At 70.7% G+C, this 2183-nt stretch carries 2 protein-coding genes and 1 pseudogene; all 3 read left to right on the top strand.

Annotated elements, in window-relative coordinates:
* Positions 1 to 76 precede the first annotated feature (76 nt).
* Positions 77 to 874 (top strand): hypothetical protein, encoded by a 798-nt coding sequence (locus D7V88_RS40855; RefSeq protein WP_120545878.1) that lies wholly within the window; start codon positions 77 to 79, stop codon positions 872 to 874.
* Between the two features lie 122 nt (positions 875 to 996).
* On the top strand, positions 997 to 1488 hold the full coding sequence (locus tag D7V88_RS40850) for a hypothetical protein (protein WP_120545877.1): 492 nt from the start codon (positions 997 to 999) through the stop codon (positions 1486 to 1488).
* A gap of 92 nt (positions 1489 to 1580) precedes the next feature.
* Positions 1581 to 2183: pseudogene (locus D7V88_RS40845) on the top strand (hypothetical protein); the annotation flags it as partial.

Below are 2183 nucleotides of genomic sequence, written 5' to 3'. Positions count from 1 at the left end.
GCCCTCCAGACGGCGCCCCCACCCCCTTGCCCCCGGGTGGCCCGGCAGTGGATGAAGTCTCAAAGGAGCACACGCCATGTCACGGTCGGATCCACGCCAGGCGAAGCCGTTGTCCTCCGCGACAGACGACCCGGCCGGCGCGGAGGCCGGGGGGACGCCCTCCGCGCTGCTGGACCTGCTGGAAGAGGTCCGCTCACCGGCCTTGGTGCGCTCGGACGTCGACCTGCTCATCGCCGCGCTGGGCCGGGGCCCCGGGCCGGACGAGCCCCCCCGTGTGCGGGCGGATCTGCTGCTGGGCCTGATGGCCCACGACAATCCCGTGGGCGACTACGTGGGCCGCAATGGGAAGACGGTGCGGCACGCGGCGCGGGATGCCCTGCTGGGGTTGGGCTTCCCGTACGCGCTGGAGGTGCCGCCCGAGCTGATGGAACCGGCCGCCCCCCCACGACCTCCTCGAACGGGAATCGGAAAGGCCGGGGTCTTCGCCCTGGTGGCCCTCGCGCTGTCCCAGACAGGTATCCTGGCCTGGCAGGTGGTGAGCTCCCAGATGGACAAGGGCTACAACCCCAGACCCATCTGGTACACCCCGAGCGAATTCGCATTGCTGGGGGCGTTCATCTGGCTGCCACCCCTGGTTTCGCTGTGCGGTCACGTCCTGAAGCGCCGCTGGCTCCAGGGCATCGGCTGGCTGCTCATCGCGGCGCAGGCGCTGCCCTGGCTGCTGCTCGCGTACTCCGCCGTCTCGCACCACCGTCCTGATTACCTCCGCGCGATCTCCAAGCCCTGGTTCCTGTCGTTGTGGGCCCTCTGGGCGACGCGCCCGTTACCGAAGCCTCCGCCTCGCACGGAAGAAGTCCCTCCGCCCACGCCCTGACCTTCCACGCGGGACCGGGCCCGACGACAGACAGTGTCTCCAGGTTCCCCTCCGGACCGCGCCCGCCGCCCCTTGCGCTCGGAAGGTGGGCGGGAGGATGACTGTCTTCAGGAACGCCCTCCATGTCTTCCCCGCCCCTGCCTCCCACGCCGGACTCCGGCTCCGAAACGACCGACCGCCCCGGGGACGAAGCTCCGGCTCCGGCCACGCAGCACCGCGCCAACCCGGAAGGCCGGGCGTTCCGCATCGCGGCCTTCTGCGCGCTGTACCAGTCGTTCGCCATCTTCGGGGTCCACACCCTCTTTCCCTTCTTCCGCGTGGACTTCAGCGACCCGCTGTCGAAGGGGGTGCTCATCCCCCTGTTGCTCGTATGGGGTCCGCCCCTGCTCAGCATGTTCGGCCACGTCGAGAAGTCACGGTCGCTCCAGGTGCTCGGCTCCGTGGCGATGTGGCTGCAGGTGGTGGCGTGGGCACTGGTGGGCTTCTTCTTCGTGATGGGGAGCGTCGCGTTCCTCGTCGTCGTCACGCCGTGGCACCTCGCGGCGTGGGCCGCCTTCGTGATGCACCCGGTGAAGCAGCCTGAGGAAGCACCGGCTCCACCGTCCACGCCGTGACCCCGTCCCCAGGGAGCGGCCCAGCGCGCTCCAGGCTCGCCCCGTTGCGCCCGGGTATCGGGTCGACGCATGACTGTCCGTGAGGAGCATCCATGTCCCAGCAAACCCACCGCCCCGCGCCTCCCACCGCCGACGCGACGAACGACCTGCCCGAGTCCCTGGCCGCCGATGCGATGGCCGACCTGCCCGGGGCCTCGAACGCGATGAGCGACGCGCCTGCGTTGGTGATGGCCGCGAACGCGATGACGGATGTGCCGGCTTCGGCGGTCTCCGCGAATGCGATGGCCGACCTGCCGGCTCCGGAGGCCGCCGCGAACGCGATGGCCGACCTGCCTGCTCCGGAGGCCGTGAAGGTGATGGACACGCTGCCCGCGGCCGCGAACGCGAGGCCCCAGCTTCCCGTCCCCGTCACCAACGAGGCATTTCCTCCGTTCGCGGAGCTGCTGGACGCGGTGCGCTCTCCAGGGGCGGTGCGCGCGGACATCGATGCGTTCATCGCGGCGATGGGACGCCCCCTGACGGAGGAGGAGACGCCCCGGGCGCGAGCGGACGTGCTGCTGGACCTGATGGCGCGTGAGAACCCCCTGGGTGACTACCGGGGCCTCGATGGAACGAAGGTGCGGCACGCGGCGCAGGCCGCCTTGCTGTCCCTGGGCTATCCGTACGCGCTGGAGCTGCCGCCCGAGTTGCTGGAC

The organism is Corallococcus terminator (assembly GCF_003611635.1).
Taxonomy (GTDB): Bacteria; Myxococcota; Myxococcia; order Myxococcales; family Myxococcaceae; genus Corallococcus; species Corallococcus terminator.
This window is presented reverse-complemented; position numbering and strand designations above follow the sequence as displayed.

Excerpts from the sequence above, each read along its gene's own strand:
- D7V88_RS40855 (WP_120545878.1), top strand. The coding sequence starts at position 77 with ATGTCACGGTCGGATCCACGCCAGGCGAAGCCGTTGTCCTCCGCGACA.
- D7V88_RS40850 (WP_120545877.1), top strand. The coding sequence starts at position 997 with ATGTCTTCCCCGCCCCTGCCTCCCACGCCGGACTCCGGCTCCGAAACG.